This is a genomic window from Pauljensenia sp. 27098_8_83 (genome assembly GCF_041432695.1).
In the GTDB taxonomy this organism is placed as follows: Bacteria; Actinomycetota; Actinomycetes; order Actinomycetales; family Actinomycetaceae; genus Pauljensenia.
Map to the genome: position 1 here is coordinate 23,484 of NZ_JAPWAD010000002.1, position 25,409 is coordinate 48,892.

Genomic DNA, 25,409 nt, shown 5'->3' on the forward strand with positions numbered 1-25,409 from the left:
GAGTTAGCGGCGTCGGCCGGCTTCGTAGCGGCCGAGCATGTCGGAACGGAACTCATCAAAACAACCGTCCTCAATGGATGCGCGAATACCATCCACGAGGCGCAGTGTGAACCACTCGTTGTGAATGGTGGCCAGCGTCGCTGACAGGATTTCCTTCGCCTTGAAGAGGTGATGGATGTATGCGCGCGTGTAGTGGGTGCAGGTGTAGCACCCACAGCCATCGACGAGGGGCGAGAAGTCACGCTTGAAGCGCGCATTCGTGATGTTGAAACGACCGTCGGGGGTGTAGATCGCAGCGTTACGTGCGACGCGTGAAGGATTCACGCAGTCGAAGGTATCCGCGCCCGCCGCGACACCCGCAAAAAGATCCTCCGGTTCGGAGATCCCCAGGAGATGGCGAGGGCGATCCTCGCCGAGCTCCTCGCACACCCACGACACAATCGTGCCGAGGTTTTCCTTCTCGAGGGCTCCTCCTACGCCAAAGCCGTCGAAGCGCTGACCATCGACGTCCATATCGGCCATCGTGCGAGCGGCCAGACGGCGTAGATCCTCCCACTGGGCACCCTGAATAACGCCCCACAGCTGCTGATACGGCTTGTGGGAGCGTTCCTCGGTGAGGCGCTTGTGCTCGGCGAGGCAGCGCGCCGCCCACGCGTGCGTTCGCTTGAGTGATTCCTCCTGGTAGGAGCGCGGGTGAAGAAGGCTCGTGAGCTCATCGAACGCAAACATGATGTCGCTGCCGAGCTGATGCTGGATCCCCATCGATACCTCGGGGTTGAAACGGTGCTTCGACCCGTCGATGTGGCTGGAGAAGATCACGCCGTCGTCGTCCACGACTGCGTTCGAGGCCTTGATGGCCTGCATTTGGACGGCGGGATCCGTTGGGTCGGCTTGCCCAGAAAACTCCTGTGAGAGCACCTTTTTGAAGCCCGCGCCGAGCGACAACACCTGAAAACCGCCGGAATCGGTGTACGTCGGACCCGACCAGTTCATGAACTGGCCGAAACCACCCGCCTCGTCGACGATGTCGGATCCGGGCTGCAGGTAGAGATGGTAGGCGTTCGCCAGCACTGCCTGGGCACCCAGACCGCGGACCATCTCGGGGGTCAGTGCCTTAACGTTTGCCTTCGTACCGACGGGGATGAACGCGGGGGTGCGAATATCACCGTGCGCGGTATGAACGACGCCGGTTCGTCCCAGGCCTCCGTGCGCTTCCAGACGTGTGCCGATCGTAAATCCGCGGTCAGGGGAGTGGCCGCCCGACGAGGCCGGGGCTTCGAACGGCGTGAGCTGCTCAGCAGCGGGGGAGGAGAGCCAGTTGTCCTTCATCGATCAAAGACCTCGTCCTTCTTCAGCCCTTCGGTACGACGGATGGCGGCGATCACCGGATAAGTGACGGGGAGGAGAATAACCTCGAGGAGCACCTTGTAGAAGTATCCGGTGACCGTGTAGTTGATGAAGTTGCCCAGCGTCATCTCACCGTAGAACAGGATCGTACAGAACAGAATGGTATCCGCGGCCTCGCCGACGACCGTCGAGCCGATGAGTCGGGCCCACAGGTGCTTCGTTCCCCAGCGACGACGGATCCACACGAGCACGTAGGAGTTGAGGAGCTGGCCAGCCAGGTAACCGGCGAGAGATGCCACGACCGCGCGCCACACGACGCCGAGAACCGCAGCGAACGCCTCCTGGTTTTCGTAATCGGGCGCGGGGGGCAGGTACTGGACGATAAAGAAGGTCAGGGACGCGAGGAACGAGGCGACAAAACCCATGATGATGACGCGCCGCGCGCGTGCAAATCCGTACACTTCCGAGAGCACATCGCCGATGATGTACGTCAGCGGGAAGAGGACCGCACCTCCGTCAAAAATGAGATAGTGCGTGGACGTGCCGAGCATAAACGGCTTGGTCGCGGCGATATTGGAAATGAGCAGCAGCGCCACGAAGGCGACGGAGATGATGTCAAGGGCGCGCGTAGGGCGCGCCGATCCAGACGGAATGGGGCTGTCGGACATGGTGTGAAAACCTCGTAGATTGATTCAAAGAAAAGGGTGATACCCAGCATCCATTGTGCCTGCTGACCGTGCCGTTGCGCGCATCGGGAGGGCTCACGGCGTGGGTTGATTCGCCCACAGGCACCCGTCCCTCTACTCTTGGAGGGTGATTAACGTCCAGGATTTCTCATTGCGTATCGGTGCCCGTGAGCTCGTCAACCACGCAAGTTTCCGTGTCGATAAAGGCATGTGCATTGGTCTGGTCGGCCGTAACGGCGCCGGTAAGACCACGACGATGCGCTTCCTCGCAGGCGAGGCCGATCGCGGGGGCGCCGCCGAGCACACCGGAACCATCACGTCCAACGGCACCGTCGGCTACCTCGCACAGGACACTCACGTCGGTGACCCACAGATGAAGGCCCGCGATCGCATTATCTCTGTGCGCGGCATCGACTCGATCATCGCGCGCATCCGCAAGGCCGAACACGAGATGTCGACGACCGAGGGCGCGCGGCAGCAGCGTGCCATGGAGCGCTACGTCAAGCTCGATCAGCAGTTCACGAACTCCGGAGGGTGGGCTGCCAACGCCGAGGCGGCGCAGATCGCTCATTCCCTTGGTCTCGAGGATCGCGTCCTCGACCAGACCCTCGATACCCTCTCCGGCGGCCAGCGTCGCCGCGTCGAGCTGGCACGCGTGCTCTTCTCCGATGCAGATGTACTCCTCCTGGATGAGCCCACGAATCACCTCGATCACGACTCGATCGTGTGGTTGCGTGACTGGATTAAGACGTTCCCCGGCGGCGTCATGATCATCTCCCACGACGTCAAGCTCCTCGGCGACACGGTCAACCAGGTGTTCTACCTCGATGCAAACCGCGCCCAGATCGACATCTACCACCTCGGGTGGGCGGCGTACCTTAAGCAGCGCGAGGAAGACGAACGTCGTCGGCGCAAGGAGCGCGCCAATGCGCTGAAGAAGGCCGAGCATCTCAAGGCGCAGGGCGAAAAGATGCGTGCCAAGGCAACAAAGGCCGTGGCCGCCCAGCAGATGCTGCGCCGTGCTGAGGAGCTGTTCGCCCAGGCCGGACAGGAAGCCACGCAGGAAAAGGTGGCGCGTCTGCGTTTCCCAGATCCCGCTCCCTCCGGGCGAGTTCCCCTGACCGCCGAAGGACTCTCCAAGTCGTACGGCTCGCTCGAAGTGTTCACAGGCGTGGATCTCGCCATCGACCGCGGCTCCAAGGTGGTTGTGCTCGGCCTGAATGGCGCAGGAAAAACGACGCTGCTGCGCCTTCTCTCCGGCATCGAGGAGCCGGACTCGGGACGCGTCGTGCCCGGACACGGACTCAAACTCGGATACTACGCCCAGGAGCACGAGACCCTCGACGACACCCGCACGATTCGAGAGAACATGGCTGAGGCCGCCCCCACGCTCGACGACACCCACGTGCGCAACATTCTCGGACAGTTCCTCTTCCAAGGCGACGACGTTGAGAAGCCCGTCTCCGTCCTCTCCGGCGGCGAGAAGACACGCCTCGCCCTGGCGACCCTCGTCGTCTCGGGCGCCAACGTCCTGCTGCTCGACGAGCCAACCAACAACCTCGATCCAGCATCGCGCGAGGAGATCCTTGCCGCTCTGCGCGACTATGAGGGGGCCGTCATTCTCGTCACCCACGATCCCGGTGCGGTCACGGCCCTGAATCCTGAGCGTGTCCTGCTTCTTCCGGACGCAGATGAGGATCTGTGGGACGACAGCTACCTCGACCTCGTCACCCTCACCTGACAGCGACACTTCTCCATCCCCTCGTTCGGTGCCGCGGGGACGACAAAGGCCGGGACTGGAAAAACCAGCCCCGGCCTCGTCACGATGATCAGAGCACCTTGGAGAAGAACTCCTTGGTACGCTCCGACTGTGGGTTGTCGATGACCTCGGCGGGAGCTCCGGCCTCGACGATCACTCCGCCGTCCATAAAAACGACCTGATCGGCGACCTCGCGGGCGAACCCGATTTCGTGGGTAACGACCGCCATCGTCATGCCGGAGGCGGCCAGATCCTGCATGACCTGGAGAACCTCGCCGACGAGTTCGGGATCAAGCGCGGACGTGGGCTCGTCGAAGAGCATGATCTCCGGATCCATCGCCAGCGCGCGGGCAATCGCCACACGCTGCTGCTGGCCACCCGAGAGCTCGGCCGGGTAGTGGTCCGCACGATCGGCCAGACCCACGCGATCGAGGAGCTCGAGTGCCTGCGTGCGCGCCTCACTCTTCGAGCGCTTGAGAACCTGAATCGGGGCCTCCATGACGTTTTCGAGTGCCGTCTTGTGCGGGAAGAGATTGAAGCGCTGGAACACCATGCCGATACGGGAACGCTGGGCCGCGATCTCCTTATCGTGACGCTCATGTAGCACACCGTGGTCGTCTTCGCGGTAGCCGAGCAACTCGCCGTCGACGAACACGCGACCGGCACTGATGTCCTCGAGCATGTTCAGGCAACGCAGGAGCGTCGACTTGCCGGAGCCCGAGGGACCGAGGATCACGCATACCTCGCCGGGAGCGATATCCAAATCAATACCCCGCAGGACGTGCAGGTCGCCGAAGAACTTGTGGACTCCGCGCACGGAGACCATGGGCGTCGTGGTCGTCATGGTGTCACATCCAGAAACTTGAGCTTAGTGGTGTGCGTCTCGTCCTCGTTGTCGGCCTTCGAGGACTCGGTGGGGGATTCCGCAGCCGCATTATCGCGGCGTTCGAAACCCTTGCCATAGTACTTTTCGATAAAGGACTGAATCCACATCAGGAGGCTCGTGATCACGAGGTACCAGATTGCCGCAGCGATGAGGAGGGGCACGGGCGCAAACGTCGCCTGGCCACGCTGACGCGCAATGAACGTGAGCTCGAGGGTGAAGGGAATCGCCGACACCAAAGAGGTCGTCTTGAGCATCGAAATCGTCTCATTGCCGATCGGCGGGACAATCACGCGCATCGCCTGCGGCAGGATGATGCGGCGGAAGATCGTTACGCGCGGCATGCCCAGAGCGGTCGCAGCCTCCCACTGGCCCTTCGAGACGCTCAACAGACCGGCGCGCATGATCTCAGCGAGGTAGGCACCCTCGTTGAGGCCCAGGCCGATGAAGGCCATCCAGAACGGGGTGAAATAGGTGGCCGTATCGAAGCTCAGCTCCCAGCCCCACAGCGAACCGAGGAACGGCACGCCGAAAGACAGCGTCGGGTACAGCGTGGGCAGCAGCGACCAGAAAATTAGCTGCGTGTAGATAGGTGTTCCGCGGAAGAACCAGATGTAGGCCATCGCCACCCAGCGTAGGACTGGGTTCACGGACTGACGCATAATCGCCATCGTGATCGCGAGCACGGTGCCGACCACCATTGCGAGGACCGTCAGAATGATCGTGAAGAGCACGCCCTGCATGATCGAACGCGAGAACAGCCACTGGAAGACGACCTGCCACTGGAAGTTTGCGTTCGTGATGAGAGCGTGGGCGGCCATCGCTGCGAGAATCGCGGCGACGATTGCGCTCGCCCACCTCCCCGGGCGGGGGACCGGTTTTGCGTCGATCAGCTCGACGCCGTCTTTGATGATTGCCATGAGAGCCTCAGTCGTTCGTCGCCGGGTTCAGCTCGGCGGTGGTCAGGGCTGCGTCCTGAGCGCCATAGGTGGACAGGATATCCTTGAGGTAGCCGTTGTCCATCAGGTATTGCATGGCCTTCTGGACGGCCTGTGTCAGTTGTTCGTCGTTCTTGCTCAGGGCCACGCCCTGCGGTGCGGATTCGATGACGTCGCCGACCTGCTCGATCTTGCCGCTCGAGAGATTTGCGGTGTAGCCGATGACCGTCGAGTCAGCAAAGGTTGCGTCGTACTGGCCGCCGATGACCTTCGTGGTGATATCGGTCTGTAGGTCGTGCGGCATGATCGTGATCTTGTCCTTGCCGTCGGCTACGCACTTGTCCGACAGTTCGGTTGCGTAGTCTTCCTGCGCGGTACCGGTCTGCACACCGATCGTCTTGCCGCAGGGGTTGGTCGGATCGAAGTTCTTCGGGTTGCCCGCAGCGACGCCGTAGGCGGAGCCCACCTGCACGTAGGAAATCAGGTTTGCCTGCTCCTCACGCTCGGAGGTGATCGTGAAGGACGAGATGCCGACGTCGAACTTGGTGCCCAGTGCCGGGATGATCGTCGGGAACTCCGCGTGGCTGGTCGTTCCCTCACTGAGGCCCATGACCTTGGCCAGTGCCTTGTTGATGTCGACGTCGTATCCCTGCGGAGTCTGTGAGTCGTCACCGAGGAATTCGGCGGGGGCATAGTCGGCAGATGCACCATTTCGCAGCGTGCCGCGCGCCTTCACCTCGTCTGGAACCAGGGCAGCGATCTCGTCAACGGTCGGAATCTTCGACACGTCGTACGAGGTCGTGGCTGCGGTGGTCGCCGATGTGTCCGAGCCGCTGGTCGACGAGCTGGTCGACGTCGGGTCCGCGCAAGCGGTGAGCGGGAGAGCAGCGGCAGCTGCGAGTGCGATGAGGGCGTGAGCCTTCGAGATGGTCATGATGTGCCTTCCGATGGGAGTGGGTCAAAGCCCGTGATTGCTACCATTATGCACCCATATGCACATAAATGCATATTATGCGTGGTGCGTCACGAGTCAGTTGACGCTGGGGTTCAGGTCTGCGGTTGTGAGAGCCGCATTATCGGCACCGTAGGTGGCCAGGATGTCTGTCAGGTAGCCGTTGTCCATCAGGTACTGCATGGCCTTCTGGACTGCTTCGGTGAGCTGGGCATCATCCTTTGCGACCGCAATGCCCTGAGGTGCAGATTCGAAGGTCTCGCCGATCTGTTCGATCTTGCCGCCCGACTGGGCGCTCGTGTAGCCAATGACGGTAGAGTCGGCGAGCGTCGCGTCATACTGTCCACCAATGAGCTTGGTGGCAATGTCAGTCTGAAGCTCGTGGGGCATGACAGTGATCTTGCTCTTTCCTGCTGCGACGCATTCGTCAGAGAGGGTGGCGGCGTATTCCTCCTGGGCTGTTCCAGTCTGAACGGCAATCGTCGTCCCGCACGGATCGCTGGGGTTGAAGTTCTTCGGGTTGCCGGCAGCGACGCCCCATGCGGATCCAACGTTGAGGTAGGACACCATGTTGACCTGCTGTTCCCGATCGGTTGTGATGGTGAAAGACGAAATGCCGACATCAAACTTGGTCCCGAGGGCGGGGATGATCGTTGGGAACTCAGAGTGCTTAGTTTCCCCGCTACTGAGGCCCATGACCTTCGCGAGCGCCTTATTAATATCGATGTCGTAGCCGATCGGCGTCTGCCCGTCGGTGTCCATGAACTCTGCAGGGGCGTAACCGGTCGAGGCTCCATTGCGCAGGGTGCCCCGCTTTTTGACATCGTCTGGGACAAGCGCTGCGATCTCGTCGACTGTGGGGATCGAGGAAACATCGTATGACGTCGTGCTCGATGCGGTCGCCGTCGTTGTCGCACCTCCCGAGCCTGTGCTCGTTGTTGGGTCCGCGCACGCCGTCAGGGCTGTTGCGGCACTGGCTATGGCGAATGTGGCGAAAATTGTCTTCGTATGCATGATTATGTTCCTCGGTATCCGTGTGTCAGCGAAACTGTGTGCTCAATATGCAACCACATGCATAGTATGCATTATGTGGTCGTCTCGGATAGTGGATACACAAGTGGGCAAGCACTCAGTGCTTGCCCACTTGGAACAGTTGCTCAGTTGCCCCGCAGTGCACGGCGCGACGGCTTGGCGCGGAGTGGATCGATCCCCTTCGGGATCGGCGGCTCGCCCGAGCGCAGAGCGTTGATGCGTGCGGAAACCTGGGGGACCTCTTCGGGGGTCAGGACGTTCTTAAGTTTACGCAGCTCGCGCTGGAGATCCTTGAGGGCGATCTGCCCATCCTCGCGGCCCACCTGAATCTGATGAACCGGAACGTTGCGCATCACCTTGGTCACTCGCTTTGCTTCCGCTTGCAGAAGCGGACGAACGCGCGAGGCGGGACCTTCGGAGATGAGAACAACTCCGGCGCGTCCAACGATGCGCCAAACAAGATCCCGCTCGCGGGTAAACGCAATAGGCTGCTCGGGGATGACCCAGCCCCGCTGGATTTGGGACAGGGCGACCTTGACGGCTCCCGCAGTATCTTCGACCTGTGAGAACAGAGCCCGGCGCGCTAGGAAGCTCAGAAGGGCAAGAGCTGCGGTGAGCGAGCCCATGAGGCCAACGACAAGCCAGCCAATCCACGAGGTGTTGGACAGCCAGGCCACCAGCATGAAGATAGTGATCACCACAGCGGCTGTTCCGAGAAGCATCCACGGGAGCGCAGGGTATGTGCGTGCGGTCAGGCGGTACGCATCGAGGATGTTCTGATAGAAGCGCCTCTTAGCGGGGGGATTCGATTCACTCATAGCGTCATTATTCTACGCGGAGAAGATAAGTAAAAGCGCTCGCGTCCGACCAGGTACTTTATAAAATGAGTTGCATCACATTATGCGGATTTGGACAATGGGAACATGAAAATCGGCGGATATGACATTGGACAGGTCTTTCACATTGGGAGCAATGGTCCATTGTGGAGGACGCGCACCGACGCAGGCGATGCATTGGTCGCGCTACGCTCCCCTCGAGAGGGGGAGCACAACCTTGCGCGTTGGAAAGCGTGGGCATCCATCAGCTCGCGCCATGTCGTTACCCTGCGCGATGTCGTGCGCTCGGATGACGGCCGGTGGGCAATCGTCGAAGACTATGTGCGCGGACGAACTCTCGATTCTGAACTCGGTTCGGCTGACCTCCGCCCGATTGCAACGCGGCGTCAGATCGTCCACGGGATCGCGGCTGGCCTCAGCGCGTTACACGCCGCCGGAATCGCGCACGGGGACCTGACGCCAACGAACATCATCATCACCCCCGAAGGTCGAGCCGTCATCATCGACCTCATCGACGAAATCGGTGACGGCGAAGGGACCCCCGGGTGGAGTCTCGAGACATCAGGGATGGCGGGAGACCGACAGTGTCTCCGTCAGATCGCCACACTCCTGAACATGGACGAAGAGCTGGAGCTTTTAGGTTTCTCTGACTCGTCGTCAGGGCACGCAGATGCGACCCCGACGGTTACCGAAGCGGATGAGCACGTCATCTTGCGCGAGCCCGTCGATCCCGAACGCATCATCGCTCAACTGCGGGCTGCCGCACTGCGCGAAGACACAGTAACTGAATATGACGAGGGTGACTTCTCGCAGGATATGCGTCACCGCAGAGGCGCGAGGCGAATTGGGAGACGGTGGCGGGTGAGTATTCTCGCCGGAGGCCTCGTTGTGATCATGGCAGGTCTGGCCATCATGGCGTATGGGACGTGGCGCGGCACGTCACAGGCCAGAGGCGGCGCTCCCAGCACACAATCGTCGGGCCCGGAGACTTCCTCGCCCGCCCCATCCAGCATGTGTGAACCGGCTGCCCTCACCGATCTCATTAGTCGTGCAATCGCGACGCGTGATCATGCCGTCGTGGACGGTGACGCCTCTGCTCTCGACTCGGTACTCGGGGGCGAACTGCTCGAGCAGGATACGAGCCGAATCGACACGATGCGCTCGCAAGGTGTTCGCGTCGCGGCCCTCTCTTCGACGATTGACAATGTCGCTGTGCTCTCCTGTGAGCAGGGAGCAATCGATGTGGGTGCAACACTCACCGTCCAGTCATCTCAGGTGTGCCGCGCGGATGAATGCGAAAACCGCGATACGCCAGAAGTGACAGATCTCGTTATCCGCGTTGATCCCGTGTCTGGCAAAGTTGTCAAAGCGCAGCCGGTCACTGCAGACGATGGACAGAGCGATACGGCGCCGGGTTCTGCCGGGTAGCGTCACATACTGATGGGGTGGGCCTGCTACGCAGACCCACCCCATCACGGGTGATAAGCGGTGATCAGAGACCCAGGTCGGCCTCGAACGCGCCTTCCTCGAGACGCTTCTTCACATCCATCAGGAAGCGAGAGGCGTCCGCACCGTCCACCAGGCGGTGGTCGTAGGACAGCGACAGGTACACCATCGAGCGAATCGCGATCACGTCAGCGCCATCGGCACCCTTCATGACCACGGGGCGCTTCACGATAGTGCCAACACCCATGATCGCAGTCTCCGGCATGTTGAGGACCGGGGTGTCGAAGAGGGCACCGCCCGAACCGGTGTTCGTCACGGTGAACGTGGAACCGGACAGCTCGTCAGGGCCGACCTTCGAGTCGCGGGTGCGAGCAGCCAGGTCGTTGATCGATGCTGCGATACCAGCGATGTCCTTGTCACCGGCGTTCTTGATGACGGGAACCAGCAGACCTCGCGGCGTGTCAACGGCAATACCCACGTGCTCGTGATCGAAGTACGTGACCTCCTTGTCGTTGATGGTCGCGTTGATCTTCGGGTGATAGGCGAGAGCTTCCGTTGCAGCCTTGACGAAGAAGGGCAGGAACGTCAGCTTCGTGCCGTGCTTGGCCAGGAAGGCGTCCTTGGAGTGCGCACGAAGAGCGGCGACCTTGGTGACGTCAACCTCAATGACCGTGGTCAGCTGAGCGGCAGTCTGCAGCGACTCGACCATGCGGCGGGCGATCGTCTGACGCAGACGCGACATCTTCTCGGTCGTGCCGCGCAGCGGCGAGGGCTCACGGACGACTGCAGGCTGCGTGGCGGCCGGAGCTGACGGCGCGGCGGGAGCCGCGGGCGCTGCAACTGCGGCGCGGGCAGCAGCAGCGGCAGCCTCGATGTCTTCGCGACGGATGCGGCCACCGACACCGGTGCCCGATACTGTTGTCAGATCGACGCCGAGCTCGCGAGCAAGCTTGCGCACGATGGGCGTGACGTACGCGGAGCCGGTCACGGCGGCGGGGGCCTCGACGACCGGGGCAGCAGAAGCCGTCTGCGCCAGAGTCGAGGCATTCGGGAACGGATCCACCGGCGCAGCCGGGGCTGCGGGAGCTGCCGGTGCTGCGGGTGCCGCGGGAGCTGCCGGTGCTGCGGGTGCCGCAGGAGCCGCAGCCTGTGCTGCCGACGCGGCGGTCGGGGCCGACGACGAGATAATCGCAACGACCGTGCCGACCTCGACGGTCTCATCCTCGGGAACGCGAATCTCCGCGAGGAAACCGGCGACGGGGGAAGGAACCTCAGAGTCAACCTTGTCCGTCGACACCTCGAGCAGCGGCTCGTCGGCGTCAACTGCGTCGCCCACGGACTTCAGCCACGTGGTGACGGTGCCCTCGGTGACGGATTCGCCCAGAGCAGGCATACGCACCTCGGTGCCCTGCGCGGGAGCCGCAGCGGGTGTGGGAGCAGGAGCGGCAGCGGGTGCCGACGCAGCCGGGGCAACCGGAGCCTCGACGGTGGCGGCAGCAGGGGCGGCGGGGGCAGCCGAGGCCTCGGAAGCGTCGCCGATGCGCGCGATTTCGGTGCCGACCTCGACGGTCTCATCCTCGGGGACCAGGATCTCCAGCAGAACGCCGGCGACGGGGGAGGGGACCTCAGAGTCGACCTTGTCCGTGGACACCTCAACGATGGGCTCGTCGAGCTCGACGGTGTCGCCGACCTGCTTCAGCCACGTGGTGACGGTGCCCTCGGTGACGGATTCGCCCAGAGCGGGCATGGTCACTGAAGTTGCCATTGTGTGTTCTCCTATAAAAAATTTCGGTCAGTTGTGGACGTGGAGCGGCTTACCGGCCAGTGCCATAGCCGCTTCGCCAATCGACTCATTCTGGCTGGGGTGCGCGTGGATGAGGGAAGCGACGTCAGAGGGGTACGCCTCCCAGTTCACCATGAGTTCGCCCTCACCAATCTGTTCGCCGATGCGCGCACCGATGCCGTGGAAGCCCACGATCGGACCGCCCTCAACCGAGACCAGCTTGATGATGCCCGACGTGGCCAGGATAGACGACTTTCCGTTTCCAGCGAGGTTGTACTCGACCGTACGCACCTGATCGCCAAACTTTTCGCGTGCCTGCTTTTCGGTCATGCCGACAGAGGCGATCTCCGGCTCGCAGAAGGTCACGCGCGGGATGTTGATATCCGCCTGCATCGTCGGGTTCAGGCCGGCGATTTCCTCGGCGACGAAGATGCCCTGCATGAAGCCGCGGTGAGCGAGCTGGAGACCGGGGACGATGTCGCCGACTGCGTAAATGTTGCCAACGCCAGTGTGCAGGCGGTCGTTGGTGATCACGAAGCCGCGGTCCAGCGTGATTCCAGCCTGCTCGTAGCCCAGGCCCTCGGTGACGGGGCCGCGGCCGACGGCGACCAGGAGGACGTCAGCGTCGAAAGCCTTGCCGTCTTCGGTTTGAACGTGAACACCCTGCTCATTCTGCGTAGCCGAGGCGAAGCGGGTGTTCGTGTGGAACTTGATGCCGCGCTTGCGGTAGGCGCGCTCGAGCTGCTTGGAGATGGCCTCGTCCTCGTTGTTGGCGAGGTGGGGCAGGGCTTCGATGATCGTGACCTCAGCGCCGAAGCTACGCCACACGGAGGCAAACTCGAGGCCGATGACGCCGCCGCCGAGAATCACGACGGAGGAGGGAACCCAATCCATCTGGAGCGCCTGATCGGAGGAAATGACGCGGCCGCCGATCTCGAGGCCGGGAATCGAACGCGAGTAGGAGCCGGTGGCCAGAACGATGTTGCGGCCGGTGATGCGCTGGCCGCCTACTTCGATGGTGTTCGCATCAGCGAGGCGACCCCAGCCGGAGATGACCTCGACGTCACGGGACTTGAGCAGACCCTGCAGACCCTTGTAGAGGCCGGAGATGACAGAGTCGCGGTACTTGCCGACCTGAGCCATGTCGATACCGTTAAAGGTGGAGGCCACGCCGAACTTGGCAGACTCGCGAACGGCGTCGGCGGTCTCTGCGGCGTGCAGGTACGCCTTCGTGGGAATGCAGCCGCGATGCAGGCAGGTGCCGCCCACCTTGTCGCCGTCGATGAGGGCGACCTTCATTCCGAGCTGTGCAGCGCGCAGGGCGGTCGCGTAGCCACCGGAACCCGCACCCAGAATGACGATGTCGTAGGTCGATTCGCTCAAGGTTTAAAACTCCTCGTTGATGAGCCGGAGCTCAGATGGTTGTTTTCATGGCGGGCCTCACGGTCCTTATAGGCCTATTGTCCCACGTTTGGGCAATACTGTCTTGAAGCTCAGTGTTTCATCCCGGTGTATCAGGCCACATGACACCCTCTTGTTGAGGGCGCTTTGTTGATGCGATGCGGGGTGTGCGCGGCCTCGGTAGGATCGATAACGTGCATGGACATGACGCAACGAACGAGGCTGTCGGTGCGCGCGATCAGCGCCCGCCGTCGCTTGGACTCGGCCGCATTATCATCGCTTTGTTTTGGCTCCTGGGAGCCTGGATTTTTGTGATGGCTATTCTCGATCTCTTTCATGCCCAGGGCCAGCCCTGGGGGCCACGAATCGTTGCACTCCTTGCTGGCGTCGACTACCTCATTGCTGCGACGGCTTTGACGCACAACGGACGACGCATGCGTCTGGTCGGCTGGGTGACGATTGCACTATCGATCGCTATCCCGATTATTTTGTGGGTTGCGTCGCTCGGTCTCGATGAACTCAATTCCGCACGCTCCGCATGGACCGGTTTTGGCGTGGACTTCTATTACTTACCTCTTGTCGTCTCAGTTGTCGGCCTGGTGTGGATGTGGCGTTCGAATCCGCGCAGGATTGTCTCCCTCGCGGAGCAGGTGGAGCGTCCTTCTGCTCCGTGGAGGACAAACTGAGCCATCGCCTCGCAGGGGTTGCCCGCAGCAAGCGAGGCCCGGCGGGTTCATCCGACCTGGGCCTCGCTTCTTTTATGTCCATTGAGGGCTAGATGCCTCCTGGGAAGCCGAGCTGACGCCACGCCTCGTACAGGACGATCGACGCGGAGTTCGCCAGATTGAGGGAACGGACGCCGTCAACCATCTGGATACGCACGCGGTCTGCGACGCGGGGATGATTCATCGCTTCCTCGGAGAGACCGACTGACTCCCGACCAAAGAGGAGGCCGTCGCCATCGGCATAGGAGATGTCGGCATACATGGTGGTGGCGTGTCCTGTGAGCGCCCAGATGCGTCCCGGCACCTGAGCGAGAGCCTCGTCCAGGCTCTCGTGCACCATGACGTGCGCGAGATCGTGGTAATCCAAGCCGGCGCGACGAAGCTTCGCGTCGTCCATGTCAAAGCCCAGCGGCTTGACCAGGTGCAGCATTGATCCGGTACATGCCGACAGACGGATCGCAGCACCCGTATTCCCGGGGATTTCCGGCTCCCAAAAAATAATGTGCAGCATAATCCTCAGGCCTGGTGAGTAACGGTCAGGGTCGCGCGCGCGATGATGTGCTCAAGCGCCACAAACGAGGCCATGGCTGGAGTCGCATCGTCATCGAGCCCGAGCGAATCCGTATCAAGGGCGTGCACCGCGAATACGTAGCGATGCGGGCGGTCGCCAACCGGGGGAGCGGCCCCGAAGTAGGAGGCCTCGCCCGCGTCGCCGCGCAAGTGGAAAGCGGGGCCGTCCAGCATGAGGTCGGAGGCTCCCGCCCCCGCCTCCAGGTGAGTCATCGATGCGGGGATGTCGAGGATTGCCCAGTGCCACCATCCCGAGGGGATCGGGGCGTCCGGGTCGAAGCAGGTCAGCATGAAGCTTGCTGTTTCCTCCGGGAAGCCATGCCACGCGAGATCCGGAGAAAGGGAACCTGCGTCGGCTGTCGCTGACTTCGGCATCGGCGCACCATCGGTGAGAACGCTCGATGTCAGTGTGAATGTGGGGACGTCCAGGCCTTCGTAGGGGCTGGGGGCAGGTGGGCGCTGGTCGATGTTCATGCCTTCTCCTTTTCGCGGTGTCTCCATTGTGAACTATTCGCGCTCGATCGGCGTTCGGGACGCAGATGTGTGAGCGCGGTTCTACACTTCCCGTATCGAACACGTGTTCTATTGTTGGAAGGGGGAGTGATGACCAACGCGCACGCACGGCTGCTCGCGGCACGCGACGTACTAAACCGCGCCGAACAGGCTGTTGGACTACGAGCACGCGACGATATTGAGCATGTGCCTGCTGGTACCTCTCCCGTCCTCCTAGGGCCAACGAGCAGGTCCGAACTCATCCGTCTACTCATTGATGTGTGCCCCACCGGTGGGTGGATCGGTGTGTGTGGAGTTGGTGATATCGGTTGGGAGTGGGCGGCTCAGCAGGGGATGAACCTCGACCGTGTTCTCGTTTTAAACGCTGAGAAAGATTCCCCGCTGGGCGATCTGTGCGCTCTTCTGGTGGATGCCTGCGATGTCATCTGCCTCGATATACCTGAATTATCCCGACCGCACCAGCGAAACCTGGCGGCGCGTGCCCGCTCAATGGGACGCACAATCGTGACGCTTTCCCCCTGGCAGGGGCTTTCTCGCACCCCCGCGCCACGTCCGCGAATGCGGCTGGTGGTCTAGGTGCGTGACATGGTGGTGTGGGTGCCCGACTGGCCGGTCCACTGCCTCGTGGTTGACCTGCCGCCGGGTGGGGCCGGGGCCGTCGTGCATGCTGACCGCATCCAGGTAGCCAGCGCGGCGGCTCGGCGCGCAGGCGTCAGGAGCGGCATGAGCGTACGGGAGGCGACTTTTTTATGCCCCGACCTCCTCTGTCTGCCTCGCGATCCCGATCGCGAGGCCAGGGCATTTAGCGCGGTTATTGACGCCTTCGACTCAGTAGCGGCTGGGGTTCAGTGCATGCGTCCGGGCCTGGCCAGGTGTCGGGTGCGGGGCCCGGCTCGTTGGTACGGAAGCGAAGAGGCCGCCGCCTCGGCTCTGGTGTCGGCGATCGAGGAGGCTGTCGGAGTCGAATGCTTCGTCGGCATTGCAGACGGTCCGGTTGCGTCCCTGAAAGCGGCGCGTGAGGGACGTATCGTTCCTCCCGAGGAAACCCAATCATTCCTGGGACACATACCGTTATGCGAGGTTCTTCGCTCTGTTCCTCCCGCAATGGCCGACAGAGCATCGAATACTGTCGAGCTCTTGCAAGGCCTAGGGGTCCATACCTGCGCGGATTTTCTTGGCCTTGGTCGCGGTCGCGTGTGCGAGCGTTTCGGGGATGTCGGTGACGCGCTCTGGATCCTCGCATCCGGTGGAGATGGCAACGTTGCTCCGACTGATCGTATCCAACCTGACATTGCGGTGGAGTGCAGTATCGACGCCGGTGGAGAATCCATCGACACAATGATGGTTCCCATTGTGCGCCTTGCTCGAGATCTGGCGCTGAAGTTGGCACAGGGTGGGCTCGTCTCGCAGACGCTGCGCATTGACGTAGAAGACGCAGGGGGCGGGCAACGCACTCGCACGTGGAGCGGATGCGATCTGTGGGCTCCCGATGACGTCGCGCTGCGCGTTCGATGGACGCTGACGGGATGGACGTCTGGCGTCGATGGTCCCAGTGGTGCCGTAGCCAGCATCCGCGTCACCGCATGCGATCCCCGGGAGGGGCAGGGAGCGACTGCACTGTGGGGACGAGGAGACCGCGAGCGCGATGTGTCGCGCAGTGTCGTGCGCATCCAGGGTATGGCGGGGCCGGATGCGCTCCTTGTTCCGCGGGTGCAGGGTGGTTATGATCCGCGTAGTCGCGTGGTGATGGCCAGATGGGGCAGCGAGCCTCGCCTGCGTTCGTGTGAGGGGGCGTGGGAGGGGCGTATTGCTCAGCCTCCAGCGACGCTTTTTGACGAGCCAGTGCGGGTGAGGATCGTGGGCGAGTCGGGCGTCTTCGATGATGTGCGTGTCGACCATCGAGGAGCCTTGAGTGCAGTGCCCGCCTATTTCATCGACCCCCATGACACAAAGCGATCCACGTCCGGGAGGGGGAGGCGCGTCGCGGTCGTGCGCGTGGAGGGTCCCTGGCCGGTGTGGGGACGTTGGTGGGCCGAGGAGCGCCCGCGCGCCTACATGAGGGTGTTGCTTGAGGATGGCCGGGATGCGCTCCTTGTTTGGCAGGGAGGGGAGTGGGCGATGGAGGGGGTGACCCAGTGAGCCGGTGACGGGCGCTGGTGCGTGCCGTAGACTGAAAGGATGGTATCTCTGTCGCTGAGTGAAACGCTGGCCTCGCTGTCGGATGACGATGTGATGGCCCTCGTCGGCCCGGCGACGTGGGCAAACGGTCTGCGTTTGGCGCGCAGCGGTGCGGTGCGCGAATTCTCCTGGGACGAGGTCGGCGAACGAGCTGAGGCGCGCGTGAAAGAGGGGGGACTCACGTATCGCGTGCGTGTCGAGCAGGGTGCGCTGCGCCCATCGCTCTCATGCGCATGCCCGCTGCACGGTGACTGTCCGCATGCGGTTGCCACGCTTATCGTCGGACGTGAGGATGCCCGCGAGAAGCGTCGCGTCGTGCCCGAGTGGAGCCGGATTCTTGAGCAGATACTGGGAGCAGATCGCGACCATCTGGGCGATCCCTTGGCCCTCGTTGTTGATGCCCATGATCCCGGCGTCGAGCCGTCTCTCGTTCCTCTTCGCCGTGGCTCCTCGTCGGCATGGACGACGAAGCGCGCCTCGTGGCTCGATCTGACGGCAACCCAGTGGGCGTCGGTGACCGATGGTCTTGATCCGACGCATGTCTCGCTGATGCGCGAGGGTTACCGCCTGTCTCGAGAGTCACGTTCGTGGCATTCGCGTACGGAAGTGACGCTCAGCTCGCTGGGAGAGCATGCATACGCGTGGCTGGCGCGCTTGGTGCGAGCTGGGGTGGAGCTGTATGCGTCGCCCGAGGCGCGCGACCGGGTGGTGCTGTCTCATACGACGTGGGATGCGGACATCGATGTGCGCGCTGACGATGGCGGCCTTGACGTCAGAGTTGTTGCGCGTAACGGAGATGACGTGGTGACCAGGCCTCGCATCGACCGCGATGCGGGTGTTCTACTGCTCGATGGAGGGCGGACGATTGCGCGCATCGAGGGGCTGGCGACCCTCGATGGCTTTCCTCTCGATCGCGCTGTGCATATTCCCTCGGCGGACGTCGCTGAGTTTCGAGGATCGTGGCTGCCGGCGCTTCTGCGGCGTTTTTCGATGGCGTCCTCCGACGGGAGTTTCGACGCGCAGGCGCGGCCGGATGTCTCCCTCGTTGGCACGGTGCGCCGCGATGGAGAGTCTGTTGCTGTGCGTTGGTGGGCGGAGTATGAGCAGGGCGCGTCGCGCTCGCGCACTCCTGTGGCCCACTGTATGAAGGATGAGGCCGTGGCGCAGATTGTGCGCCGCGTCGAGTCGTGGGGGAGTGTACCGGATGCGGATCTGTGGACGCCCCCACCGCGTACGGGGCACCTGTCGCCGTGGCAAGTCCCTGCTTTCTTGGAACAGATCGTTAGCGCCGAGGGGCCAGATGGCCTCGTGTGGGATGTTGCGGAGGATGTACGCGCGATTGATGTGCGAGAAGACGGCTGTGACGTCGAGCTAAGCATCGATCCTGCCCAGCGCGACTGGTTCGACCTGAATGTGCGGTTGCGCTTGGGCACCGTCACGATCAGTGTGCGCGAGGCACTTGAGGCACTAGCCAGCGGTCAGGACTATGTCGAGGTGGAGGGCGTGTGGGTGCGCCTGGACGGGGAACGCATTCGTTCTTTGGCCACCCTCTTGGAGGAGGCTCGTACGCTGTCGGGCTGGGATGGTGAGGAAATGAGGCTCACTCCCATGCAAGTCGGAATGGTCGATCTGGTTGCCGCCGCATCCGACCACGTGAGGTTGAGCGACGCCTGGAGAACGCGCATCGCCCCGCTGCGCGGCGGCTCGGGGGATGAAGGTTTGCCCCCTGTGCCGTCCCTGAGCAAGATCCTGCGCCCGTACCAGCGTCGTGGACACGCGTGGTTGACGGCTCGGCTGGCGCGGGGAATCGGTGGGATCTTGGCCGATGATATGGGCCTGGGTAAAACCGTTCAGATCCTGTCGGCTGTGGCTGCGCTTCATGCGCAGGCCCCGGCGGGTGAGAGGTTTCCAGTTCTCGTCGTCGCGCCGACGTCCGTTATTGGCGTGTGGATTGATCAGGCCCGCACCTTCACGCCGCAGCTGCGCGTGCGCGCCGTGAATGAGACGGCCGCGCGCCGAGGAACGACGATTGCGGAGGAGATCGAGGATGCCGATATCGTCGTCACTTCCTATACGTTGGCGCGCCTGGAGGCGGACCAGTGGAAGCAGGTGCGTCTTCGTGGAGTCATCATCGACGAGGCGCAGGCAGTGAAGAACCCCCGAACAGCGACGTACCGCGCGCTTCTTGACCTCGAGGCCCCGTGGAAGCTGGCGGTATCTGGCACCCCGATCGAAAATTCGCTCGGAGATCTCTGGTCGTTGCTCTCTTTGACGTGCCCGGGGCTCTTGCCCCCGTGGGAGACATTCCAGCAGCGGGTGCGTAAGCCCATTGAAAATGGTGCGGATCCGGCACTGCTCGCGCGTTTGACGGCCTATGTTTCCCCCTTTGTTCTGCGCCGTACGAAGGAGGAAGTTGCACCCGATCTGCCCGACAAGATCGTCGACATCGTGCGCGTTGACCTGGGTAAGGAACACCGTCATATCTACGACCAATACCTGGCCCGCGAGCGCGCGCGGATCCTCGATCTCTTGCGCGATGTGGATGCGAACAGGATGAGCGTGTTGTCCTCGATTACGAGGCTGCGTCAGCTTGCGCTCGACCCGGCCCTCGTTGAGTCCTCGTACGCGCACGTTGGGTCGGCGAAAATTGAATACCTGGCTGATCGCCTGGACGAGATCGTGCCGTTGGGCCATCAGGCGCTCGTGTTTAGCCAGTTCACCTCATTCCTGGAACGTATTCGCCACGTGCTGGAGCGTCGTGGAATCTCCGTCGTACAGCTTGATGGATCGACGCGTGGTCGCGCTGAGGTCATCGAGCAGTTCCGCTCGGGGCGCGCCCAGGTCTTCCTGATCTCACTCAAGGCTGGCGGCTCGGGCTTGACCCTCACCGAAGCCGACTATGTGTACGTCATGGATCCGTGGTGGAACCCAGCCGCCGAGGAGCAGGCGATTGATCGTGCGCACCGCATTGGCCAGACGAAGAAAGTGAACGTCTATCGGATGGTTGCGACGGACACGATTGAGGCGAAGGTCGTGGAGCTTCAGGATCGCAAACGTCAGTTGATTTCCTCGGTGATGAACGGGACGGGTACGGGCGCTCGCCTGAGCGAGGCGGACCTTCGCGGCCTTCTTGATTAACGGCCGACCATGCCGTCCGGGCGCACGGCGATCTTCAGCCCGGCGCGTGTACGCACTGCGTCGAGGGCCGAACTCACGTCGGACAGTGCAAACTCGTGCGTGAGGAGCTGTGAGAGGTCGATGCTCCCGGTTGAGAGCATGTCGACGGCACTCGCGTAGTCGTCAAGGGTCGCGTTGGCGCTGCCGCTGAGAGTCAGTTCGCGATAGTGCACGAGGTTCGGATCGACCTGTGCCGTGGCCCCGGCGGGGAAGCCGGCGAAGAATGAAATATGGCCGCCGATGCGCGCGCACTGGATGGCAACGGGGACGAGGCCGGGGTCGCCGACGGCGATGATCACGACGTCTGCTCCCACGCCGCCCGTCCATTCCTGGACGTTGGCCACGAGGCCGTCGCCTTGAGACGTCGTCGTGGTCTCGGCGCCCATCGTACGGGCCGGTTCGAGGCGCGCCGCTCGGCCGCACGCCATGACGCGAGCACCGGCGAAGGCCGCGAGCGCGCAGTGGATGAGGCCGATCGGGCCGGTTCCCAGCACGAGAACGCGGGAGTCGGGGCCGATTGGCAGACGCCTGGTGGCGCGCAGGCAGCATGAGAGTGGCTCCGCCAGCGCCAGGAGGGGCGGGGTGATCTCGCGAGCGACGGGAGTAATGCACCCAAGGGCCTCCTGGGGAACAAGGATGAAGTCTGCGAGCCCTCCGTCCACGCCCGTTCCGAAGAGGCGCATGCGCGCACACACGTTGGACCGGCCACTGACACACGCGTCGCAGTGTCCGCATGCGATCTCGGGTGCGAGGCCGACCTGCGTGCCCGGAGCGGGAACGTCAACCCCTGCGGTCAGTTCGTCTCCGATGCACCATACGCGCGCGGCGATTTCATGCCCGAGAACGACGCCCGGGGTCACGCCGTTCGTCTTTTGTCCCGTTGCGATGCGCAGGTCGGTGCCGCACAGGGTCGTTGCTTCCACGGCGAGAAGAGCGTCTTGGGGACCAAGCGCAGGGATAGGACGTTTCTCGAGAGTGAGTGCGCCAGGGGAGCGAAGCGACGCTGCGAGCATGGATTCCATGGTCCCAGCATACGGTTTGTAACCATAAACGTGGCCCCTCTTCGATACGCATGCGTATGCGTGCATGCAGGGAGCCTCCGACACAGTCGAACACCTGTTCGATATGATGGGTGTGTGACCATGGAGCAACGCTACGCAGAACTGCACGCGCACAGCGCTTTCACCTTCCTGGACGGGACCGACGAACCCGCGCAGATGGTGGCCGAAGCTGCGCGTCTGGGCCTTGATGCCCTGGCGATTCTCGATGTTGATGGCATGTATTCGACGGTTCAGACGACCATGGCAGCTCGCGACGTTGGCCTGCCGATCGCGTATGGGGCCGAGCTGACGCTCACGCCAGACTCGCTCAGAGGAATCATTCCGGGCGCGCAGGCCCCGGGATGGGGACTTGCCCCCGGCGCTGACGATCCGGGGATACGTCTGCCCGTATTGGCGCAGAGCCCTGGCGGGTACGCCAACCTAGTGGGGGCCATGAGTGAGCGGGCGCTATCTGCGCCGGGGGAGCGAAACCCCTGCCACAGCCTCGTCGATCTGAGCGTGGCCGGAGGGGATCTCATCGTCCTCACGGGAGGCAGACGCGGTCCGCTCATGCGTGCTCTGCGAGCTGGAGGAAGGATGTCAGCACGCCGAGTCCTCGATGAACTCGCGGACACGTTTGGGCGCGACCAGATTCTCGTTGAATGGCAGGCCGCGCGCGGGGACGAGGGTGAGGTTGGAGACACGCTTGCGGAGCTTGCGCGCGCAAGTGGAACACGGCTCGTCGCCACGACCGGCGCGCGCATGTCTACTCCCTCGAAGCAAGCGCTCGGCGACATCCTTGCGGCTACCCGACTGGGTGCCTCCCTCGACGAGGCGCAAGCACACCTGGGCGCTCATCGTTCCTTCCTGCGCTCGCCCTCCGAGATGGCGAGGCTGCACGGCGCTCACCCGCAAGCCCTTGATAACGCCTGCGACGTCGCAGCCTCCTGTGCTTTCGACCTGCGCCTCGTCGCTCCGCGATTGCCCCGCACCCGAGTTCCCGACGGGCATACACCGGACAGCTGGCTCGCACACTGCGCGTACGAGGGTGCCCGCGAGCGCTATGGGACGCGCGCACAACACCCTCGGGCGTGGGAAACGATCGATCACGAACTGGGCATTATCGAACGACTCGGCTTTGCCGGTTACTTTCTGATCGTCAAAGAGATCGTCGACTTTTGCGGCCGCAACGGCATCCTGTGCCAGGGACGAGGGAGCGCCGCCAATTCAGCGGTGTGCTACTGCCTCGGGATCACGGCAGTAGACGCAGTGCGCCACAACCTGCTCTTCGAGCGGTTTTTGTCGGACGCCCGTTCGGGGCCTCCCGATATCGACGTCGACATCGAGGCGTGCCGCCGCGAAGAGGTCATCCAATACGTCTACGACACCTTTGGGAGGGATCGCGCGGCCCAGGTTGCCAACGTTATCACGTATCGCCCGCGCTCGGCGATCCGCGACGTCGCCCGTGCTCTCGGGTACCCCGTCGGCACGGCTACGGCCTGGTCCCAGGGCAGGGGAGAGCCGCCAGCCCTTGTGAGTAATGCTGCCGCAGCGCTCGCGCGTCTGCCTCGGCACATGGGGATCCATTCGGGAGGCATGGTGCTCACCGATCAACCGGTCTCACGCATCTGCCCGGTGGGGTGGGCCGCAATGCCGGGGCGTACCGTCCTCCAGTGGGATAAAGAGGACTGTGCGGATGCGGGCCTCGTCAAGTTCGACCTGCTCTCGCTCGGCATGCTCACGGCGTTGCGCGTCGCTTTCGACGAGCTCCAGGCTGGCGACGTGCATCCGGGAAATCCCGCACATCAGCATCTGCGTGGCTGGGCGTCGCGAGCGGTGCATGGGCGAGGGAATAAGCCCCTGGGACTGCACACCCTTCCGGAGGAGGACCCGAGGGTCTACGACCTGCTGTGCGCAGCCGACACGGTCGGCGTCTTTCAGGTGGAGTCGCGCGCGCAGATGAACACGCTTCCCCGTCTCAAACCGCGGTGCTTCTACGACATCGTCGTGGAGGTTGCCCTCATACGCCCCGGCCCGATCCAGGGGCGCTCGGTCAACCCCTACCTGCGGCGGCGAGCGGGACGCGAGGAGGTCACCTACCTGCACCCACTCCTCGAACCGGCTCTGCGTCAGACGCTCGGCGTGCCGCTCTTCCAGGAGCAGCTCATGCGCATCGCGACGGATGCAGCAGGTTTTTCGGGTGCCCGAGCTGATCAGCTACGTCGTGCGATGGGGGCCAAACGCAGTCCGGAGCGCATGGAAGCCCTCAAAGGAGACCTCATGGCTGGGATGGAAGAACGAGGGATTGATGCCCCGACGCGCGAGCGTATCTTCGAGCAGCTCAAGGGGTTCGCGGACTTTGGATTCCCAGAATCGCATTCTTTTTCGTTCGCGCACATTGTATACGCCTCATCCTGGCTGAAGGTGCACGCGCCGGAGCACTTTTATGCCGCGATTCTGGCGTCCCAGCCGATGGGTTTCTATTCTCCTGCGACACTTGTGCAGGATGCTCGTAGACATGGAGTGCGCGTGGCTGGCCCATCGGTGAATGATTCGCTCGTCGACGCCAGCGTGCAGCGCGTGGGCAAGCAAGCGGGGGAGGATTACCATGCGGGACGATCGGAGCGCCTTCCCTCTCGGGGCCTCGTCCCCCTCGATGTTGATTCAGCCCTCGCGGTGCGCATTGGTCTCTCTCAGATACGAGGCCTAGGCGCGGCTGCCGCACGCATCGTTGAAGCGAGGAGCAAGGGAGCGTTCACCAGCCAGGCGGATGTGGCCCAGCGTGCGCACGTGAGCGCCTCCGACATGGAAAAACTTGCGATGGCGGGAGCATTCGAATGCCTGGGAGTAGGCAGGCGCGAAGGGGCGTGGGCAGCTGGGGCGCTCGCACAGCCTTACGCACACGCCGGCCAGTGGCAGCCGTTTCTTCCCGGCACGGAAGTGGGCTCCATCGTCCCCACGCTCCCCTCCCTCTCGGAAGTGGAACGCATGCGATCGGATGTCGACTCGACGGGCCTGACTCCTGGGACGCACCCTTTCGCGTACATGCGTTCCGCGTTACCTGAGGGGATCCTGCGGATGGGCGATCTCGGGCAGCACTTGGCCGGACGCATCGTCGATGTTGCGGGAGTCATCACCCACCGGCAGCGCCCTCACACAGGCGGCGGGGTCACGTTCCTCTCCCTCGAAGACGAGACCGGCCTCGTCAACGTCTCTGTGTCGGTGGGAGCGTGGAAAAAGTTCCGGCGCGTGTGCCTCGAGTCGAGCGCACTGCTCGTGCGCGGAACGCTCGAGTGGGGAGACGGCGCGATCAGCGTACAAGCCTTCAGGATCACACCGGTCGAACTCCCCATCGAGGTAAAGTCCCGAGACTTTCGTTAGCGTCCGGCCTGGGACACTGCCCTCGCTACCCCATCGAGGATGAATGCGCGCAGGTCTTCGACCGTCTCGCACACAGCGTCCGCCTCGTCGAGACCATCCTCGGTCGCATACCCCCAGCCAACGCCGATGACCGGGATGCCGGCCTCCTGGGCGCCACGGACATCCCAGATGGAGTCTCCCACGATGACGGGGTGGGAGATATCAGCTCCCAGGGCCTCCAGACGCGTTAGGGCCTCACGAATGACCCTCGCCTTATTCGAAGACGGATCGGGAGTGGCTCCCGCGACCACGTCGAAGACGCTGGTCAGTCCCAGCTGTTCCATCTGCGCCAAAGCCATCGGCGTCTGCTTCGACGTCGCGGTGGCCAAGGGGATACCCGCGTCGTGGAGATCATGCAGCAGGTCGATGACCCCCGGGAAGGGCTCAGGATCGAGATAGTGAGCCTGGTATCGAGTGCGGTAGCGAGTCACGAGGCCAGCCAGAAGCTCTCCCTCATACCCCAGGTCTGCGAACGAATACCACAGCGGCGGGCCGACATAGGTGCGAAGACGCTGCTCATCGGGAATAGGCAGGCCATAGTCTAACAGAGTGTCACAGAATGCGCTCATGACGGCCGGAGCGGAATCAACAAGCGTTCCATCGACGTCAAAAAGGACAACAGAAATGGATAAAGACACGTGATTCCCTCGCGTTGTTGGTGCTTTCTTAGTCACTATGCCTTATTATCCCGAGAGAAGCATCCGACACGACCACGAGGAGGGA

At 62.9% G+C, this 25,409-nt stretch carries 21 protein-coding genes and 1 pseudogene; 8 read left to right on the plus strand and 14 right to left on the minus strand.

The features are described from left to right. Window positions 1-3: 3 nt before the first annotated feature. The gene (tgt, locus tag O3656_RS01180; protein ID WP_500062236.1) at window positions 4-1,329 is read right to left on the minus strand and encodes a tRNA guanosine(34) transglycosylase Tgt; all 1,326 of its coding nucleotides are present in this window, start codon (window positions 1,327-1,329) and stop codon (window positions 4-6) included. Continuing rightward, window positions 1,326-2,015 (minus strand): queuosine precursor transporter, encoded by a 690-nt coding sequence (locus tag O3656_RS01185; protein ID WP_500062237.1) that lies wholly within the window; start codon window positions 2,013-2,015, stop codon window positions 1,326-1,328. The genes tgt and O3656_RS01185 overlap by 4 nt, the downstream gene beginning before the upstream one ends. Window positions 2,016-2,160: 145 nt before the next feature. Between O3656_RS01185 and O3656_RS01190 the strand changes: the two genes are divergently transcribed. Continuing rightward, window positions 2,161-3,774 (plus strand): ABC-F family ATP-binding cassette domain-containing protein, encoded by a 1,614-nt coding sequence (locus O3656_RS01190; protein WP_500062238.1) that lies wholly within the window; start codon window positions 2,161-2,163, stop codon window positions 3,772-3,774. A gap of 88 nt (window positions 3,775-3,862) precedes the next feature. Here the strand turns inward: O3656_RS01190 and O3656_RS01195 are convergent, their stop codons facing one another. The 5 genes from O3656_RS01195 to O3656_RS01215 all read right to left on the minus strand — a co-directional run bounded on the left by O3656_RS01195 (window position 3,863) and on the right by O3656_RS01215 (window position 8,415). Then, window positions 3,863-4,636: an amino acid ABC transporter ATP-binding protein gene (locus tag O3656_RS01195; RefSeq protein WP_500062239.1), complete on the minus strand. Its 774-nt coding sequence runs from the start codon at window positions 4,634-4,636 to the stop codon at window positions 3,863-3,865. Beyond that, complete coding sequence (locus tag O3656_RS01200) at window positions 4,633-5,595, minus strand: amino acid ABC transporter permease (RefSeq protein WP_500062240.1); 963 nt, start codon at window positions 5,593-5,595, stop codon at window positions 4,633-4,635. Before O3656_RS01200 ends, O3656_RS01195 begins: the two co-directional genes overlap by 4 nt. 7 nt (window positions 5,596-5,602) lie before the next feature. Continuing rightward, a complete protein-coding gene (locus O3656_RS01205) occupies window positions 5,603-6,547 on the minus strand; it encodes an ABC transporter substrate-binding protein (protein WP_500062241.1) in 945 nt (314 codons plus the stop codon). Window positions 6,548-6,643: 96 nt separating this feature from the next. Further along, window positions 6,644-7,579: an ABC transporter substrate-binding protein gene (locus tag O3656_RS01210; protein ID WP_500062242.1), complete on the minus strand. Its 936-nt coding sequence runs from the start codon at window positions 7,577-7,579 to the stop codon at window positions 6,644-6,646. Between the two features lie 143 nt (window positions 7,580-7,722). After that, window positions 7,723-8,415 carry a DUF4191 domain-containing protein gene (locus tag O3656_RS01215; protein WP_500062243.1) on the minus strand — a complete coding sequence of 231 codons (693 nt, stop codon included), beginning with the start codon at window positions 8,413-8,415 and terminating at the stop codon, window positions 7,723-7,725. A 105-nt stretch (window positions 8,416-8,520) separates the two neighbouring features. Here O3656_RS01215 and O3656_RS01220 point away from each other — a divergent pair, with 105 nt between their 5' ends. Then, window positions 8,521-9,861 (plus strand): protein kinase domain-containing protein, encoded by a 1,341-nt coding sequence (locus O3656_RS01220; RefSeq protein ID WP_500062244.1) that lies wholly within the window; start codon window positions 8,521-8,523, stop codon window positions 9,859-9,861. A 64-nt stretch (window positions 9,862-9,925) separates the two neighbouring features. On the opposite strand, the gene sucB is transcribed toward O3656_RS01220, so the two are convergent. Further along, window positions 9,926-11,644, minus strand: a complete 1,719-nt coding sequence (sucB, locus tag O3656_RS01225; RefSeq protein ID WP_500062245.1) for a 2-oxoglutarate dehydrogenase, E2 component, dihydrolipoamide succinyltransferase — start codon at window positions 11,642-11,644, stop codon at window positions 9,926-9,928. Window positions 11,645-11,671: 27 nt separating this feature from the next. Then, window positions 11,672-13,045: a dihydrolipoyl dehydrogenase gene (gene lpdA / locus O3656_RS01230; protein WP_500062246.1), complete on the minus strand. Its 1,374-nt coding sequence runs from the start codon at window positions 13,043-13,045 to the stop codon at window positions 11,672-11,674. A gap of 212 nt (window positions 13,046-13,257) precedes the next feature. On the opposite strand from lpdA, the gene O3656_RS01235 reads away from it, so the two are divergent. Further along, window positions 13,258-13,749 carry a hypothetical protein gene (locus tag O3656_RS01235; RefSeq protein ID WP_500062247.1) on the plus strand — a complete coding sequence of 164 codons (492 nt, stop codon included), beginning with the start codon at window positions 13,258-13,260 and terminating at the stop codon, window positions 13,747-13,749. Window positions 13,750-13,837: 88 nt separating this feature from the next. On the opposite strand, the gene O3656_RS01240 is transcribed toward O3656_RS01235, so the two are convergent. Together O3656_RS01240 and O3656_RS01245 are read right to left on the minus strand one after the other, a co-directional pair. Continuing rightward, on the minus strand, window positions 13,838-14,299 hold the full coding sequence (locus O3656_RS01240; protein WP_500062248.1) for a tRNA (cytidine(34)-2'-O)-methyltransferase: 462 nt from the start codon (window positions 14,297-14,299) through the stop codon (window positions 13,838-13,840). A gap of 5 nt (window positions 14,300-14,304) precedes the next feature. Then, entirely contained in the window at window positions 14,305-14,832 is a 528-nt protein-coding gene (locus tag O3656_RS01245) for a YbhB/YbcL family Raf kinase inhibitor-like protein (RefSeq protein WP_500062249.1), read from the minus strand. Between the two features lie 129 nt (window positions 14,833-14,961). Between O3656_RS01245 and O3656_RS01250 the strand changes: the two genes are divergently transcribed. Next, the gene (locus O3656_RS01250) at window positions 14,962-15,447 is read left to right on the plus strand and encodes an ImuA'/RecA-like NTPase (RefSeq protein ID WP_500062250.1); all 486 of its coding nucleotides are present in this window, start codon (window positions 14,962-14,964) and stop codon (window positions 15,445-15,447) included. A gap of 147 nt (window positions 15,448-15,594) precedes the next feature. Then, window positions 15,595-15,813: pseudogene (locus O3656_RS01255) on the plus strand (DNA polymerase Y family protein); the annotation flags it as partial. 204 nt (window positions 15,814-16,017) lie between these two features. On the opposite strand, the gene O3656_RS01260 reads toward O3656_RS01255, so the two are convergent. Next, window positions 16,018-16,155 carry a hypothetical protein gene (locus tag O3656_RS01260; RefSeq protein WP_500062391.1) on the minus strand — a complete coding sequence of 46 codons (138 nt, stop codon included), beginning with the start codon at window positions 16,153-16,155 and terminating at the stop codon, window positions 16,018-16,020. A 54-nt stretch (window positions 16,156-16,209) separates the two neighbouring features. Here O3656_RS01260 and O3656_RS01265 point away from each other — a divergent pair, with 54 nt between their 5' ends. Both O3656_RS01265 and O3656_RS01270 read left to right on the plus strand, forming a co-directional pair. Beyond that, the gene (locus O3656_RS01265; RefSeq protein WP_500062392.1) at window positions 16,210-17,010 is read left to right on the plus strand and encodes a hypothetical protein; all 801 of its coding nucleotides are present in this window, start codon (window positions 16,210-16,212) and stop codon (window positions 17,008-17,010) included. A gap of 39 nt (window positions 17,011-17,049) precedes the next feature. Beyond that, on the plus strand, window positions 17,050-20,187 hold the full coding sequence (locus tag O3656_RS01270; protein ID WP_500062251.1) for a DEAD/DEAH box helicase: 3,138 nt from the start codon (window positions 17,050-17,052) through the stop codon (window positions 20,185-20,187). Here the strand turns inward: O3656_RS01270 and O3656_RS01275 are convergent. Further along, complete coding sequence (locus tag O3656_RS01275) at window positions 20,184-21,239, minus strand: zinc-binding dehydrogenase (RefSeq protein WP_500062385.1); 1,056 nt, start codon at window positions 21,237-21,239, stop codon at window positions 20,184-20,186. The two genes, O3656_RS01270 and O3656_RS01275, sit on opposite strands and share 4 nt — an antisense overlap. A 123-nt stretch (window positions 21,240-21,362) precedes the next feature. Between O3656_RS01275 and O3656_RS01280 the strand changes: the two genes are divergently transcribed. Continuing rightward, the gene (locus O3656_RS01280) at window positions 21,363-24,647 is read left to right on the plus strand and encodes an error-prone DNA polymerase (protein ID WP_500062252.1); all 3,285 of its coding nucleotides are present in this window, start codon (window positions 21,363-21,365) and stop codon (window positions 24,645-24,647) included. Here the strand turns inward: O3656_RS01280 and O3656_RS01285 are convergent. After that, window positions 24,644-25,324, minus strand: coding sequence for an HAD family hydrolase (locus O3656_RS01285; RefSeq protein ID WP_500062253.1), 681 nt, complete (start codon window positions 25,322-25,324; stop codon window positions 24,644-24,646). The two genes, O3656_RS01280 and O3656_RS01285, sit on opposite strands and share 4 nt — an antisense overlap. Window positions 25,325-25,409: the final 85 nt, after the last annotated feature.